The 15,165-nt window shown below is 67.2% G+C and carries 9 protein-coding genes and 2 tRNA genes; 5 read left to right on the forward strand and 6 right to left on the reverse strand.

Features of this window, described 5'->3' with window-relative positions; all coding sequences use genetic code 11:
• Nucleotides 1-47 precede the first annotated feature (47 nt).
• Nucleotides 48-1,985: an FAD/NAD(P)-binding protein gene (locus D6T63_RS08080; protein ID WP_120148517.1), complete on the reverse strand. Its 1,938-nt coding sequence runs from the start codon at nucleotides 1,983-1,985 to the stop codon at nucleotides 48-50.
• Between the two features lie 92 nt (nucleotides 1,986-2,077).
• Here D6T63_RS08080 and D6T63_RS08085 point away from each other — a divergent pair, with 92 nt between their 5' ends.
• Nucleotides 2,078-4,165 (forward strand): prolyl oligopeptidase family serine peptidase, encoded by a 2,088-nt coding sequence (locus tag D6T63_RS08085; RefSeq protein WP_120148518.1) that lies wholly within the window; start codon nucleotides 2,078-2,080, stop codon nucleotides 4,163-4,165.
• A gap of 120 nt (nucleotides 4,166-4,285) precedes the next feature.
• Nucleotides 4,286-4,376, forward strand: a tRNA-Ser gene (locus D6T63_RS08090).
• A gap of 54 nt (nucleotides 4,377-4,430) precedes the next feature.
• On the opposite strand, the gene D6T63_RS08095 is transcribed toward D6T63_RS08090, so the two are convergent.
• The gene (locus tag D6T63_RS08095) at nucleotides 4,431-6,545 is read right to left on the reverse strand and encodes a RecQ family ATP-dependent DNA helicase (protein ID WP_120148519.1); all 2,115 of its coding nucleotides are present in this window, start codon (nucleotides 6,543-6,545) and stop codon (nucleotides 4,431-4,433) included.
• Between the two features lie 94 nt (nucleotides 6,546-6,639).
• Here D6T63_RS08095 and D6T63_RS08100 point away from each other — a divergent pair, with 94 nt between their 5' ends.
• Nucleotides 6,640-8,046: a phosphomannomutase/phosphoglucomutase gene (locus tag D6T63_RS08100; protein WP_235830634.1), complete on the forward strand. Its 1,407-nt coding sequence runs from the start codon at nucleotides 6,640-6,642 to the stop codon at nucleotides 8,044-8,046.
• A 69-nt stretch (nucleotides 8,047-8,115) separates the two neighbouring features.
• Here D6T63_RS08100 and D6T63_RS08105 read toward each other — a convergent pair whose 3' ends face one another.
• A complete protein-coding gene (locus D6T63_RS08105) occupies nucleotides 8,116-9,975 on the reverse strand; it encodes a phosphoenolpyruvate carboxykinase (GTP) (RefSeq protein WP_120148917.1) in 1,860 nt (619 codons plus the stop codon).
• A gap of 313 nt (nucleotides 9,976-10,288) precedes the next feature.
• On the opposite strand from D6T63_RS08105, the gene D6T63_RS08110 reads away from it, so the two are divergent.
• Both D6T63_RS08110 and D6T63_RS08115 read left to right on the forward strand, forming a co-directional pair.
• Nucleotides 10,289-10,364: transfer RNA gene (locus D6T63_RS08110), tRNA-Arg, on the forward strand.
• 92 nt (nucleotides 10,365-10,456) lie between these two features.
• A complete protein-coding gene (locus D6T63_RS08115) occupies nucleotides 10,457-11,875 on the forward strand; it encodes a dihydrolipoyl dehydrogenase family protein (protein WP_120148521.1) in 1,419 nt (472 codons plus the stop codon).
• Nucleotides 11,876-11,891: 16 nt separating this feature from the next.
• Here the strand turns inward: D6T63_RS08115 and D6T63_RS08120 are convergent, their stop codons facing one another.
• From D6T63_RS08120 to D6T63_RS08130, 3 genes are all read right to left on the reverse strand, one after another.
• Complete coding sequence (locus D6T63_RS08120) at nucleotides 11,892-12,428, reverse strand: SixA phosphatase family protein (protein WP_120148522.1); 537 nt, start codon at nucleotides 12,426-12,428, stop codon at nucleotides 11,892-11,894.
• A gap of 38 nt (nucleotides 12,429-12,466) precedes the next feature.
• A complete protein-coding gene (locus D6T63_RS08125; RefSeq protein ID WP_120148523.1) occupies nucleotides 12,467-13,279 on the reverse strand; it encodes a winged helix-turn-helix domain-containing protein in 813 nt (270 codons plus the stop codon).
• A 475-nt stretch (nucleotides 13,280-13,754) separates the two neighbouring features.
• Complete coding sequence (locus D6T63_RS08130) at nucleotides 13,755-15,092, reverse strand: APC family permease (RefSeq protein ID WP_120148524.1); 1,338 nt, start codon at nucleotides 15,090-15,092, stop codon at nucleotides 13,755-13,757.
• Nucleotides 15,093-15,165: the final 73 nt, after the last annotated feature.

Here is a 15,165-nt window from a genome sequence, read left to right on the forward strand (position 1 = left end):
CCGCTGCCGGTTCCGGGCGGGTCCACCCGAATCACGCCTTCCCGGGCTCACGCCCGGTCGAGGATCGCGCCGGCAATCCGGTCCGCGTCCAGCAGGGTCCGGCTGCCCGCCTGCAGCGACGCTCCCGCTTGTGCCGCGATCGCCGTCCCCCATTGCACGGACGCGAGTTGAAGCCCGATTACGAACAATGACTCCTGTTCCTTGCCGCTCCGGTCGATGGCGCGGTAGGGAGGGGCGGTGACGTCGAGCCCCGCAGACGTCATAGGAACGCCATCCTCGGCCATGAAGGTTCGCGGACGTACGAGTCCTTGCCGCAGGAGATTCCGCATGAGCGGAGACAGACTCGTGGCTACCCTGTTCGCGGGCATCCTCGCCTCGACGAGGTAGCGTGCCGTGAACAGATCACCCCGCACCCACGGCGAGACCGCGCGGTACAGGCCCTCGTCGGGGTCGAAACCGAAGCTCGGGTTCGGGCCGACGAACTGCACGATCCCGGCGCGCACGAGAGCTGCGAGCTGGGCGATCCGCACGGGCGGAGGCCCACTGGCGAGGCCCTCGACCAGTGGTTCGAACCAGCCCTGCAGCTCCGCGTCCCAGGAGGAGTCGGAAATGCCGCCATCCGCCACGGCCTCCTTGATGACCGAGCGACCTGCGTTCATGGCCCCGATCGCCATCTTCAGCGGGTCATTCTCACCCAGGGCGGAACCCGCTGCATCGGCGTCGAGATAGGCGAGAACGGCTGCGGTGAACTCCTGGCCGTCGGCGAAACGCTGTCCGGCAAAGGGGTGGGCAAGGCCCTCGACGTCGATCCGGAGGCCCTCCGGTACGGCTCGCTGGATGGCAGCCGCGGCGGCCGCCTCCCACGCGGGACCATCGATACCGAGAGCGGCGTCCAGATCGCGGAGGAATACCTCGACCGGGCCTTCGAGAGTGTCACCGGCCGACATGCACAGGGTCGAATAGTAGGCCCACAGGGTGTCGCGGTGCAGCAGCGGCCAGAGGTCGTGGTCGAACCCTGGCTGCACACCGGACTTCCGGAAGGCGAGCACGCGATCCGGGGTGCAGAACCTCAGGACGACACTGCGCGGGATGTACGAGTCGAGAGATGCCTTGGCCCTGTAGGGGACGCCGCGACGGGACGCCGCGACCAGGCGCGGCTCCTTGCCCGACGGCGCGTAGTCGAGCCGGCCGTCGCCCAGCTGCGAGAAACGCCCTCCGCGTCCCTCGGTCACCTGGATCATCGCGTCGAAGAAATTCAGCCCCAGTCCCCGGATCAGGACCGGCGCCCCGGCCGGCAGGCGGTTCCATGCCACGTCTGCGGGGACGGCCGGCGGCCAGTACTGCAGACCGTGCCGCGGCGCGGCATCCTGGAGTTTCTCCTGCTCGGGCGTGAGGGTCGCGGCGAGGTGCCCCACTGCCAGGACGACGTCGTCGGCGTCGAGTGTCTCGCCGTCGTCGAAGCGGATGCACCACCGATGGCCGGAGGCATCGGTGGATTGCTCGAGGCCTACCGCCTCCTTGCGGTGGTGTACCACCGAGACGCCCGGCGGAGCGAGCCGCACCACCTCACCGAACATCCAGGTGAGGTATCGGCCGTAGAGGGCGCGGCTGGGGAAGCCGCTCGGCGCCAGCGCGGCGCTCTCGGTCCTGTCGTCGTGGCTGACGCCATTGATTATGCCGTCCTCGACGCGCTTCCGCCAGGCGTCGAAGGACAGCTCGATGGGCGCCCTCGCCACCTCTGCGGCGCGCTCGCCGACGGGCACGACAGTCGGGTAGAGGCAGGGTGTATTCATGAGGAACAGGCGTGACTGGTCCGTCCGCCAGATGTGTCCGGGTCCCGGCGTGAAGGGCTCTATGACGTGGATCACGAGCTCGGGAGCAGCATCGCCTCGTGCCGCGTGCGAAGCGATAAGCCGCTCCATGACCGAGGTGCCGCGGGGCCCGCCTCCGATGACGGCCACCCGCCGCGCCTCCCTGTTCTCCACGCGTCAAGACTATCCAACACGCTTGCCGCTTCCCGCCGGACGGCTTGCATTCGCGATGGCTGCGCCTCAGGACCCCTGCATAGGATGGGCGGATGACGCACCCGATGGAGACCACCGCGACGACCGACGACCCTTTCCTCTGGCTGGAGGACATCTACGGTGACAGGCCACTCGAGTGGGTGCGCACCGAGAACGCCCTGACGGAGGACGCACTCGTCACCTCGGCGTTCGAGGGCCGCGAGCGCGGCATCCTCGAGGTGCTCGACTCCACCGACCGCATCCCCATGGCGGGCAAGCACGGCGAGCACTACTACAACTTCTGGCGTGACGCGGAGCACCGGCAGGGCATCTGGCGGCGTACCACGTGGGACAGCTACGCCTCCGAGGATCCGGTGTGGGACCTCCTCCTCGACGTCGATGCCCTCAGCGCCGCCGAGGGCGTGGAGTGGGTCTGGTCCGGGGCCCTCTTCCTGCGTCCGGAGAAGGGCGACCCCCACCAGCGGGTCCTCCTCGTCCTCTCTCCTGATGGCGGAGACGCTGCCCGCTACCGCGAATTCGACCTCGAAAGCCTTACTTTCGTCGAGGGTGGCTTCGACATCCCGACGGCGAAGAGCCGGATCAGCTGGGCCGGCCCGGACACGCTCTACGTCGGCACGGACTTCGGACCGGGCTCCCTGACGTCCAGCTCCTACCCCCGGATGGTCCGCATACTCCCGCGCGGAGGCGACCTCGACACGGCGGAGCAGTACTTCGAGGTGGATGAGAACCATATGACGGCGCTCGTGCTGCACGACTCCACCCCGGGGTTCGAGCGTGACATCGCCGTGGACAGCATCGACTTCTACACCCGCCGCACGTACCTCCGCCAGAACGGTGCGTGGCGCCTCATCGGGGTACCGGAGGACGCGAGCGTATCGCTCCACCGGGAATGGCTGATCGTCCGCCCCCGCACGGATTGGACCGATAACGGCATCACCTATGGCGCGGGTTCCCTGCTCGTCGTCCGGCTGGATTCCTTCCTTGCCGGCGACCGCTCCTTCGTGTCCGTCTTCGAGCCCGATCCCGCGACGTCCCTCCAGTCGTGGAGCTGGACGCGCGACTACCTCCTCCTCAACCTGCTGCACGACGTCTCGTCCGAGATCCGGATCCTCGATCCGGCCCGGAACTGGGAATCGGACATCCTCGATGCCTGTCCGCCCCTGCACTCCGTCGATGCCTACGCGGTCGACGACGAGGATGACGACGCCGGCAACGACTACTGGCTCATCGCCACCGGCTTCCTGACGCCTTCGACGCTCCATCGCGGAACCATCGGCGGCGACCACACGGCGATCAAGTCCTCGCCGTCCTACTTCGATGAGGACCGCTTCGCCGTCGAGCAGCACTTCGCCGTGTCGAGCGACGGGACACGCGTCCCCTACTTCCAGATCGGGGCGAAGGACCTGAAGCTCGACGGCGACAATCCGACGCTGCTGTCCGGGTACGGCGGCTTCGAGCATTCGATGACGCCTGCCTACAGCGGGGTGATCGGGCGCGGCTGGCTCGAGCGGACGACGGAGAGCGGGCGTCACGGCGTCTACGTGCTGGCGAACATCCGTGGTGGCGGCGAGTACGGTCCGCAGTGGCACCACGCCGCGTTGCATGCCAACCGGCACCGGGCCTACGAGGACTTCGCGGCCATCGCCGGTGACCTCGTCGAGCGCGGCGTGACGTCGCCGGCCCTGCTGGGGTGCACGGGCCGGAGCAACGGTGGCTTGCTGGTCGGCAACATGCTGACCACATACCCGCACCTCTTCGGAGCGATCTCCTGCGGCGTGCCTCTCCTGGATATGCGCCGCTACACCAAGTTGTCTGCGGGATTCTCCTGGATCGCCGAGTACGGCGACCCGGACAAACCCGAGGAATGGGAGTACGTGCAGACCTTCTCGCCGTACCACCTCCTCCGCGATGACGTCGCCTACCCCAAGACGCTGATCTGGACGGCGACGAGCGACGATCGTGTGGGACCCGTGCAGGCGCGCAAGATGGCAGCCCGGATGAAGGAGATGGGCCTTCAGAACGTGTGGTTCCACGAGGCCCTCGAGGGCGGTCATGCCGGCGCGGCCGACAACCGACAGGCCGCGAGGATGCACGCTATGAGCTTCGAGTTCCTATGGCGGGCCCTGACGGGATCCCTCTGATTCCGGGAGATTCCAGGGCGAGCGCCTTGAGCACCTCGAAGGCGCCGGTGATGCTGCCGGCAGCGGTTTTGCTCTTGCCGTCCCCTTCTGGGTAACCTTGGGAGGCTAGAGATAGCCGATGGAGACGTGCCAGAGCGGCCGAATGGGCTTCACTGCTAATGAAGTGTGGGCCTAAAGCCTACCGGGGGTTCAAATCCCCCCGTCTCCGCCATAGGACCCCCTGGAAACAGGGGGTCCTTTGCGTGGTCCTGGTGACGGACCTGGACTACGCCTTGAGTGCCAGCGCGAAGGGAAGTACCCCTGTTGCCCCGGCGGACCGCAGCGCGCGCCCGGCTTCCGTGATCGTCCAGCGGCTGTCCGCGAAGTCGTCGACCAGCAGGACCGGCCCCGGGTTGGCGGCGAACCACTCAGCACCCTGCTCGGGCACGGCGAAGTGGTCCCACACCGATGCCAGGCGGAAGGCGCTGTTGCCGCCCGCCTGCCCCTGCGGGAAGCCGTGGGGAGTGGTCAGCTGCCCGAGGTAGGGGATGCGTCCCACCCCGGCGAGCGCCTGGGCCAGGGACCCGATGAGCTGCGGGCGGCGTCGTGACGGGACGCTGACGACAGCGACGGGCCGCTCGTCCCAGCCCCACTGCGCCAGTACCCGGACGACCGCCTCCACGACGGCGGGATCGAGTGGAGCGTCGGGCGTCGCGTCCGCCATGAGTTCACGGAGCCTGTTACCCCAGCCGAGGTCCGTGAGGCGTGCCAGCGCACGGCCGGGCAGGCTCACCTCGCCCGGTTTCAGCTTCCCCTTCAGGGGCACGCCCAGCTTGTCCATCCCACTGGGCCACTGCCCCCTCGGCTCCAGTTCCACGCCGACCCTGCTGAGGGCCTGATTGGCGGAGTCGGACGCTTCGTGCGCCACCTCGTCCGAGTACCAGGGGCCGGCACAGTTGTCGCACCGTCCGCAGGGTGTTGCCGCCGGATCGTCGAGGGACCTTGCGAGGAACTCCATGCGGCAGTCCGTGCTGTTCTCGTAGTCGAGCATGGCCCGCTGCTCGACGATGCGGGCCTCACTGATCCGCCGGTAGCGTTCGGCGTCGTAGGTCCACGGGGTGCCGGTGCTCTCCCAGCCGCCGGTGACCTTCCGGACTGCGCCGTCGACGTCGAGCACCTTGAGGAGGAGCTCTAGGGGCGAGCGCTTCAAGTTCACCCGTGTCTCGAGCGCCGGGGTGGACAAGACGACGCCGGGCTCCAAGGCGTCGAGCACGCGGAGGGCAGCATCCTGCGACGGCATGGACGCCGTGGCGAAGTACTCCCAGATGTCGCGGTCCTCCGCTCCGGGCAACAGGAGGACGTCGGCGTTCGGAGTCCCACGTCCGGCGCGGCCCACCTGCTGGTAGTAGGCGACGGGCGAGGAGGGCGCCCCGAGGTGCACGACGAATCCCAGGTCGGGCTTGTCGAACCCCATGCCGAGGGCGCTCGTGGCGACCAGCGCCTTCACCTCGTTGTTCTTGAGCGCCGCCTCTGCAGCCTCGCGGTCCGCAGGGTCCGTGCGGCCCGTGTAGGCGCGGACAGCGTGCCCGTTCTCGCGCAGCAGGCGCGCGGTGTCTTCTGCGGCCGAGACCGTGAGGGCGTAGATGATGCCGCTGCCGGGTAGATCGGAGAGGTGCGTGAGAAGCCACGCCAGGCGGGACCGCGGGCTGGGCAGGCGGAGCACCCCGAGGCGGAGGGACTTCCGTGCAAGCTCCCCGCGCAGCGTGAAGACATCCGTGCCACCCGCTCCGAGCTGCTCCTCGACGTCCTTCACGACGCGTGAGTTGGCTGTTGCCGTCGTGGCCAGCACGGGAACGCCCTGCGGCAACCCCAGGATCAATTCACGCAGACGCCGGTAGTCGGGGCGGAAATCATGTCCCCAGTCGGAGATGCAGTGAGCCTCGTCGATCACGAGGAGACCGGTCCGCCGCATCAGCTCCGGCAGGTACAGCTCGCGGAACGACGGATTGTTCAGGCGTTCGGGAGACACCAGGAGGACATCTACCTCGTCCGCCTGGAGTTTGGCCGTGATGTCCTGCCACTCGGTCTGGTTGGCCGAGTTGATGGCTACAGCCCGGACGCCCGCCCGCGCCGCGGCCGCAACCTGGTCACGCATCAGAGCGAGCAGGGGCGACACGATGAGGGTGGGACCGGCTCCCCTGGTGCGCAGGAGCAGGCTCGCCACGAAGTACACAGCCGACTTCCCCCATCCTGTCCGTTGCACCACGAGTGCACGCCGGCCGCCCTCGACGAGGGCCTCGATGGCCTCGAACTGTCCATCATGGAACCGCGCGTCCGGCGATCCGACGAGTGTGTGCAGGATGGAGGTTGCTTGCTCGTTGAGCGTGGTGGTCGACGACATGTCCTCAGTATTCCAGCCGCCTCCCCCAGTCACCCCGGAAGGTCACGTTATGTGGGCAACCGGTGGTCGGACACCACCCGATACACTTCCAAGCGTGACTACACTCCTCGATCTTTCCGCATCCTTCAAGGCCTATGACGTGCGAGGCATCGTCGGCGAGACCATCACGGTGGACTCGGTGCGGGCGGTTGGAGCAGCCTTCGTGGACTCCCTGGGACTTGCAGGTGAGACGATCCTCGTCGGCGGCGACATGCGCCCGTCATCACCCGAGTTCTCCAAGGCCTTCTCCGACGGAGCCACCCTCCGCGGTGCGGACGTCCTCCTCCTCGACCTCATCTCCACGGACGAGCTGTACTACGCGAGCGGGACGCTGAACGCTGCCGGCGTGACCTTCACCGCCAGCCACAACCCGGCCCAGTACAACGGCATGAAGATGACGCGACCGGGCGCGGTCCCGGTGTCCTCGGAGACGGGCCTCAACGACGTCCAGGAGCGTGCCGAGCGGTACCTCGCGGACGGCGTGATCCCGGCCGCGGACGTTCAGGGCAGGACCAGCGTGCGCGACATCCTGGAGGAGTACTCGCGATTCCTCCGCGCGCAGGTGGACCTATCGTCGTCGCGCCCGCTCAAGGTCGTGGTCGACGCCGGCAACGGCATGGCCGGCCTCACCACGCCCGCTGTTCTCGGCGACCGCCTCCTGCCCGCGCTGCCCTTCGACATCGTGCCCCTGTACTTCGAGCTCGACGGCTCGTTCCCGAACCACCCCGCCAACCCGCTCGAGCCGGAGAACCTCCGCGACCTGCAGGCCGCAGTGGTCGAGCACGGTGCGGACATCGGCATCGCGTTCGACGGCGACGCCGACCGCTGCTTCATCATCGACGAATTGGGCGAGGCCGTCTCGCCGAGCGCCATCACCGCGATGATCGCGCGCCGCGAGATCGCCCGCGCACAGGCTGCAGGCACCTCCGAGCCCGCCATCATCCACAACCTGATCACCTCGCGCGCGGTGCCGGAACTGATCAGGAACGACGGCGGCCGCCCGGTCCGCACCCGGGTAGGCCACTCCTTCATCAAGGCCGTCATGGCCGAGGAGGGAGCGGTATTCGGCGGCGAGCACTCCGCCCACTACTACTTCCGAGACTTCTGGAACGCCGACACGGGCATGCTGGCCGCCATGCACGTCCTGGCGGCCCTCGGGGAACAGGACGGCCCGCTGTCCGAGCTCGGCCGGGAATACGAGCCCTACTTCTCCTCGGGCGAGGTCAACTCGAAGGTGGAGGACCTCCAGGCATCGATCGCGCGGGCCCGCACGGAGTTCGAACAGGAAGGTGTTGCGGTGGACGACCTCGACGGCCTCACCTTCACGCCGGACCACGGGAACTGGTGGTTCAACCTGCGCCCCTCGAACACCGAGCCCTACCTCCGGCTCAATGCGGAGGCCGTGGACCCGCAGACGCTCGAGGACCTCGTGCAGCGTGTCCTCGCCGTCATCCGCGACTAGCTGTTAGTAGGAAGCCGATATAGGAACGGCCCCTCCCACCGGGAGGGGCCGTTCCTGTATAGAGAGGCGTCAGGCGTTACTGAAGCGCTCCTTCAACTCCTCCAACTGCCCCTTGAGCTCGTCGGGCAGGGACGCCCCGAAGCCGGCATACCACTGCTCGATCCCCTCGAGTTCCTGGGCCCACTCGACGGCATCGACGTGCACCGCCGCCTCGACCTCGGCGGGCGTCATGTCCAGTCCGGTCAGGTCGATCCCATCCCCGGTGGGAACGAATCCGATAGGAGTCTCGACGGCGTCGGCGGTGCCTTCCAACCGCTCGATAACCCACTTCAGCACCCGTGAGTTGTCCCCGAAGCCCGGCCAGGCGAACCCGCCTGCGGCGGTGCGGCGGAACCAGTTGACAAGGAAGATCTTCGGAAGGCGGGCCTGGTCCGCACCGGCACTCAGCGTGAGCCAGTGGCGGAGGTAATCACCGGCGTCGTACCCGATGAAGGGCAGCATGGCCATCGGATCGCGGCGGACGCGGCCCACCTCTCCCGCGGCGGCGGCCGTGGTCTCGGAGGACAGCGTCGAACCCATGAAGATGCCGTTGGCCCAGTTACGGGACTGCGTGACCAGCGGGACGGTCGTCTTGCGGCGTCCGCCGAAGAGGATAGCGGAGAGCTCGACGCCGTCGGGCCGGTTGAACTCCTCGGCAAGCATGTCGATCTGGTCGATGGGCGTGCAGAACCGTGCGTTCGGATGGGCGGCAGGGTGGTCCATGTCAGGCGTCCAGTCCCGGCCCTGCCAGTCGATGAGGTGCGCGGGCACCTCCTCGGTCATGCCCTCCCACCACACGCCGCCGTCGTCGGTGAGGGCGACGTTGGTGAACACCGAGTTGCCCTTGGCGATGGCACGCATGGCGTTCGGGTTGGTGTGCCAGCCCGTTCCGGGTGCGACGCCGAACAGGCCGGCCTCGGGGTTGACGGCCCTGAGCTCGCCCTCCTTGCCGAAGCGCATCCACGTGATGTCGTCCCCGAGGGTCTCGACCTTCCAGCCCTCGATCGTCGGGTCGAGCAGAGCGAGGTTGGTCTTGCCGCAGGCGGAGGGGAAGGCAGCGGAGAGGTAGTAGGTCTTCTCCTGCGGGGAGGTGAGCTTGAGGATCAGCATGTGTTCGGCCAGCCACCCCTCGTCGCGTGCCATCACGGACGCGATGCGCAGGGCGTAGCACTTCTTGCCGAGCAACGCGTTGCCGCCGTAGCCGGAGCCGTAGGACCAGATGGACCGCTCCTCCGGGAAGTGCACGATCCACTTCTCGTCGTTGCACGGCCAGGGGACGTCTGCCTCGCCGTCGGAGAGCGGCGCTCCGAGAGAATGGAGGGCCGGGACGAAGCCGGCGTCGAGTTGGGTCATGCGGTCCAGGACAGCCGTCCCGATGGTCGCCATGATGCGCATGGACGTCACCACGTAGGCGCTGTCGGTGATCTCGACCCCGAATTTCGGGTCCTCGGCGTCGAGGTGGCCCATGACGAAGGGGATCACGTACATGGTCCGGCCACGCATGGCACCCGAGAAGAGGCCGTTGAGCTTCACCTTCATCTCGTCCGGGTCCATCCAGTTGTTGGTGAAGCCGGCCTCCCGCTCGTTCTTCGAGCAGATGAACGTCTGCTCCTCCACGCGGGCCACGTCCTTGGGGTCCGAGAACGCCGCGAAGGAGTTGGGAAAGAGCTCGGGGTTCAGGCGGACGAACGTCCCCGCGGCGACGAGCTCGTCGCTGAGCCGCGTATTCTCCGCCTCGGAGCCGTCCACCCACACGACCTGGGCCGGCTGCGTCAGCTGCTGGACCTCGCGGACCCATGCAAGCAGCGCCTGATGATTCGTCGCTGCCTGCGCGGAACCATAGGACTGTGCGTCATCCTCAGGACTCGTCGTGGTGGTGTCGGCCGTCATCTGTCGTACGGGATCGCCCATCAGTCTTCCCTTCGTTGGGGTGCTCGGTGTGATCCGATGCTAGATGTGGGATGTTTCATGCAAGGGTGGTGCGGACGGGCCGTTGCCGCCGTCGGCCTTCCAAAGCCCGAAACGGCGGCGATGTCCTGCGCTTACGTAAGCTTGCCGTGTGACGAAGGTCACCTAGACCGGTACAGTTCCTCGGTGCATCGCCTCTGGATTAGGTGACATGCAGATTCCACGGTAAAGTTGTCTACGGCCAAACGGCCCGCTTGTAGGACGGATTCGCAGTGCGGATCGACGGACTACGGATGCGTGCGTAGCTCAACGGATAGAGCATCTGACTACGGATCAGAAGGTTGGGGGTTCGAATCCCTTCGCGCGCACCACGGTTCACCAGAACCCCTGAAAGGCTCCGACTCCGGTCGGGGCCTTTCTTCGTTGGCTTGCCGCCCTGCCAGGTCAGTGAAAAGCTTCGCCTATGAGCGAAGTGAAGACTACGGATGTCCTGATCATCGGCGCCGGCGCGGTCGGTGAGAACGTGGCAGGGAGGGTGACCGAGAAGGGCCTATCGGCAGTACTGGTCGAAGCAGACCTCGTGGGTGGTGAATGCTCCTATTGGGCCTGCATGCCGTCCAAGGCACTGCTCCGACCCGGCACCATCCTCAATGCAGCACGGGCCGTGGCCGGTGCGCGCGAGGCCATCACCGGCTCCCTCGATCCCCAGCAGGTCCTGGCCCGCCGCACCTCCTTCACCTCGGACTGGGATGACTCCTCCCAGGAGGAATGGGTAGCCTCTGCCGGCATCACGCTGGACCGCGGTTGGGCGACCATCTCCGGCGAACGTGAAGTGACTGTCAGCCACAAGGACGGAACGAAGACCCGCTATCGCGCCACCCACGCGGTCGTCCTGGCCACCGGCTCGACGCCGACCGTTCCGCCGATCGACGGGCTCGCGGATCTCGACTACTGGACCACCCGGGAAGCCACCTCCGCCGCCGCCGTACCGGCCAGTCTGGCGGTCCTCGGCGGGGGCGTCGCCGGGGTGGAGCTCGCCCAGGCCTACTCCCGGCTCGGCTCGGAGGTCACCGTCATTGCCCGCAGCGGCATCCTCGGGAACTACCCGAAGGAAGCCACTGATCTCGTCCTCGAGGCATTGCGCGCCGAAGGCATCACCATCCTGACGGACACCGCCACCAGCGCGGTCCGGAAGAAGGACGGCATGTTCCTGCTCGACGTCGGGGACGGCCGGACCGTAACCGCCGAGCGCCTGCTGGTCTCCACCGGACGCCACCCCCACACGGACGGCCTCGGCCTCGAAGACCTCGGACTGGACGTCAGGAAGATCGTCAGCGACGCGACGGGACGCGTGCCCGACGCCGGGGGCTGGCTCTACGCCGTCGGAGACGCCGGAGGCAGGGTACAGCTGACACACCAGGGCAAGTACGAGGCACGCATGACCGGTGACGCGATCGCTGCCCGCGCCAACGGCACCCTCGGTGACTCCGCGGAGGACTGGAGCCCCTACGCTGCGACGGCAGACGATGTTGCCGTCCCGCAGGTGGTCTTCACCGACCCGGAGATTGCAATGGTCGGCCGGACGCTCGAGCAGGCGCGGAAGGACGGCGTCAACGCGTCGGAAACGTCCCTGCCGATCGCCGTCGGTGGCTCCGCCCTCCATGGGGACGACTACAAGGGTTGGGCGCAGATCGTGGTGGACGAGGACCGCAAGGTACTCGTCGGCGTGACATTTGCCGGGCCCGAAGTCTCGGAGATGCTGCACTCCGCGACCATCGCCGTCGTCGGCGAGGTACCGATGCACCGCCTGTGGCATGCGGTTCCCGCGTACCCAACCGTCAGCGAGGTGTGGTTGCGGCTGCTCGAGAAATACGGCATGTAGGCCCTGCCGGCGGCCGTTACCGCAGGCTGGAGGCTCGGCGCACGACGAAATCGGTGACATCGGCATCGCGGCCGTCGAGCGACGCCCATTCGCCGTCGTACGTCATCACGGTCAAGCCCGCCGTCGGGTAGTCCGTGGCGAGGTCCATCACGGCAGGCTCGCTGGACCGAACGGAGGCGAGGCGCATGGCCAACTCCTGGATACCAGGGTTGTGCGCGATCACCAGGAGGCTCGTGACGGTCGGCGGTACGTGGTTGATGAGCGTGAGTATCTCGGTGGAGTGGGCGGCATAGAGGTCGTCCTCCAGCTTGGGTGTCGGTGCCTTGTCTCCCAGTTCCTTGCAGATCCAGGTACACGTCTGCCGGGTGCGGAGCGCCGTGGAGACGAGGATGAAGTCGGGCACGACGTCATGCTCGAGCATCCAGCGGCCGGCCAGCGGGGCATCAGCGTGACCGCGCGAGCTCAGCGACCGCTCATGGTCCGGTACGCCCTCCTGGAACTCCGCCTTCGCATGGCGCAGGAGCATGAGTTTCTTCAGGTGGTGGGAGGCCATCCCCGAAGTCTATGGCCTTCCACAAGTCCGCCGGCAGGCTAGATGGAGTACTCCGGAGCTGCCCACACGACGACCTCCGGGTGGTCGTAGAAACGGTAGCCCTGGCCGCGCACGGTCCGTACCGTATTCGCCAGGCGTCCCAGCTTCGACCTCAACCGCCTGATGTGGACATCGATGGTGCGCTCGTTCGGAACTTCGTCCGCGTTCCGCCACAGTCCGCTGAGGAGCTCCTCGCGGCCGACGGTGCGGGTCGCGTTCTCGACGAGGTAGTTGAGGAGCTCGAATTCCTTGAACGTGAGGTTCAGCGTCTCGCCGTCGAGGTGGACCTCCCGCCGGGACAGGTCGATGAGTACACCGGTAGGCCGCGCGGGCTGGGCCTGCGCCTGCATGGATACGGCATCAGCACGGGAACGTCGTGCGACCGTAGGGTCGCCGAGCGCGGCACGGACGACGTCGATGTCCGAGCCGGGAGCGTCGGCCGGGGCCAGTGCCACAGCCGCATGGCTCTCCGCCGTCGGAACGAGCGACCGGACATACGCACGGACGTCCTGTGCGAGCTTCGAGAAGGTGGTGCCGGCCTCGGCGGCCGTGGCCTCGTCCAACGCGACGTAGAGCACGAAGCCGCGCGCTGTCGTGTCGCCCGTGACGGCCTGCGGACCGGGAACTCCATTGGGAGCGACGACGGGAACAGGGGCGGTCAGCGGTTGCGCATCCCTGCCGGCCACGACCTGGAGGCGATGCGGGTGGGACGCCTGCGGGTCATGGCCGAAGGCGGGAGCGAACTGCTGCCGGGCCTGGCGGCCCTGGGGCGAGCGGAGGGAGATATGGACGTAGCCTGAATTTACTGACATGGAAACAACTCCGTGAAGTGTGCCGTCATCGCGGCTCGAATGCGGGATGTGCCCGGTCGGGATGAAGAAGGATGCCCGCCGTTGGGCTTGGAGTGCGTAAGGAAGGTTTGGGTAAAACCGTTACGCGTGCATTCGATAACAGCGGAGGTCCATCCGGGACATGGAGTCCTGGGAGGGAACTGCGGCTGCAGATGCGGGTGAGTTGGTGTTCACGTGTCGAATTATTGCATGTAACAATCGCCTACGCGCAAGTAACAATGCCCGATGTCCAGCATGCGAGCACTATGGACGCGTGGACGGAGCGTCAGCCGCGACCCGGGCGAAGCGCTCCTGCTGACATTCCGTCCAGTAGGGGCGCCTCCCACAAGCCATCCGTCCACTCTTAGCCGCAGTACGGCACCCTCGTCAGCTTGGAGGCCGAACCTGACGGACGACGCGACCCTGCGGCGATCCCGGGAATGATTCCCCTTACCCGCTAGCTCGAGACGCGCTCCTCGCGCTTGCGCCCGACCCGTGCAAGCAGGAACAGCACCGATCCGACCGCCACGTAGGCGAGGGCACCGAGCCAGACGACTCCGGTCTGCTGGGTCAGCAAGCCTATGCTGGCGATGATCGCGAGCACCGGCACGAAGCGCGGCACCTTGAAGTGGGCGTGCTCCACGATGTCCGTCTTGAGCACGAGCACGCTCACGTTGGCCGACAGGAACACCAGGAGCAGCAGGAGCACGGTGGTCTCGGCCAGTGTCGAGACATCCCCCAGGAGGGTCAGCCCGATGGTCAACCCGGCGACGACGAGGATCGAGACCACCGGAGTGCGTCGCTTCGGCAGCACACGGCCGAAAGCACGGGGCAGAAGTCCCGCTTCTGCAAGGCCGTAGCCGACACGGCTGGCCATGACCATGAACAGCAGCGTGCCGTTGGCGATGGCGACCAGGGCGATCAGGCCGAACAACCACGGCGGGATTCCAGCGCCGGTGGCCGCCACGACGTCGAGCAGTGGAGCGGTGGAGACCGCGAGCTCAGCCGGGGGCAGGACGATGACCGCTCCCACGGCGATGAGGAGGTAGATGACGGCAGCGGTGCCGATGGCTCCGAAGAGGGCTCGAGGGTAGGCCCTCGAGGGGTTGCGTACCTCTTCGGCCATGTTGGCGGCGGCCTCGAACCCCAGGAAGGAGAAGAAGGCGATGATCGACGCGGCGAATGCGCCCTGCAGCGGCGGGACGTCCGGAGCGAACTCGAGGAGCCGGGACGGCTCACCACCGCCACTACCGAACACGACGGCGGCGAGGACGATGACGAGCACGAGGCCGCTCACCTCGATGACGGAGGCGACGAGGTTGGCGGTGAGGGATTCCCTGACACCGCGGAGGTTGATGATCGTGAGCAGGATGATGAAGACGACCGCCGCGGGAGCAGCAGGCACATCGATGAGCGCGGCCAGGTAGTCGCCTGCGAAGGCATTCGCGAGGGCAGCGGCCGTGGTGATTCCCGAGGCCATCATCAGGAACCCGACAAGGAACGACACGTACGGGATGCTGAAGGCTCGATCCACGTACCTTGCAGCACCTCCGGCATGCGGATACTTGGTGATCAGCTCGGCGTAGGTCCCCGCGGTGAGGAGCGCCACGACCAGCGCTATGAGCAGCGGCAGCCAGATCACGCCCCCGACGTCGGCGGACATCGTGCCCACCAGCGTATAGATGCCGGCCCCGAGCGTGTCACCGACAATGAAGGCGAACAGCAACGGTGCGCCGATTGCGCGCTTCAGCCCGCCCTCGGTACCTGGCTTGGTCGTGCTGGTGTCGTTCGTCATCGCCCCATTGGAGCCCGTGCCACGCGCTTGCGCAACTCCTCGGCAATGCTGCGACGCCCCTTGCCGTATTCGG

It is taken from the genome of Arthrobacter cheniae, from assembly GCF_003602275.1.
Lineage (GTDB): Bacteria > Actinomycetota > Actinomycetes > Actinomycetales > Micrococcaceae > Arthrobacter_D > Arthrobacter_D cheniae.

Excerpts from the sequence above, each read along its gene's own strand:
- D6T63_RS08130 (WP_120148524.1), bottom strand. The coding sequence starts at position 15,092 with ATGACGAACGACACCAGCACGACCAAGCCAGGTACCGAGGGCGGGCTG.
- D6T63_RS08115 (WP_120148521.1), top strand. The coding sequence starts at position 10,457 with ATGAGCGAAGTGAAGACTACGGATGTCCTGATCATCGGCGCCGGCGCG.
- D6T63_RS08095 (WP_120148519.1), bottom strand. The coding sequence starts at position 6,545 with ATGTCGTCGACCACCACGCTCAACGAGCAAGCAACCTCCATCCTGCAC.
- D6T63_RS08105 (WP_120148917.1), bottom strand. The coding sequence starts at position 9,975 with ATGACGGCCGACACCACCACGACGAGTCCTGAGGATGACGCACAGTCC.
- D6T63_RS08085 (WP_120148518.1), top strand. The coding sequence starts at position 2,078 with ATGACGCACCCGATGGAGACCACCGCGACGACCGACGACCCTTTCCTC.
- D6T63_RS08125 (WP_120148523.1), bottom strand. The coding sequence starts at position 13,279 with ATGTCAGTAAATTCAGGCTACGTCCATATCTCCCTCCGCTCGCCCCAG.
- D6T63_RS08120 (WP_120148522.1), bottom strand. The coding sequence starts at position 12,428 with ATGGCCTCCCACCACCTGAAGAAACTCATGCTCCTGCGCCATGCGAAG.